Source organism: Massilia sp. NBRC 108631 (assembly GCF_059704565.1).
Window position 1 is genome coordinate 1 of record NZ_BAAKJE010000298.1, and the last position, 374, is coordinate 374.

Here is a 374-nt window from a genome sequence, read left to right on the forward strand (position 1 = left end):
TTCGCCGGCCTGACCACCAACCAGGTCGCCGCGCTGACCAGCGGCCAGATCGGCGCGCTGAGCACCAACCTGATCGCCAACGGCCTGACCACCGCGCAAGTGGTCGCGCTGAGCACCTCCCAGGCTGCCGGCCTGACCTCGGCCCAAGTGGGCGCCTTCACCACGGCCAACCTGGCCGCCATGGAGACCGTGGACTTCGCCGCGCTGAAGACCGCCGCCATCGCCGGCCTGAGCACGGCCCAGTTCGCCGGCCTGACCACCAACCAGGTTGCCGCGCTGACCAGCGCCCAGATGGGCGCGCTGAGCACCAATGTGATCGCCAACGGCCTGACCACCGCGCAAGTGGTGGCCCTGAGCAGCACCCAGGCTTCCGG

1 pseudogene is annotated in these 374 nt (G+C 70.6%); it reads left to right on the forward strand.

What is annotated here, in order from left to right:
• A pseudogene (locus AC6H42_RS32010) lies at nt 1–374 on the forward strand (heme utilization protein); the annotation flags it as partial.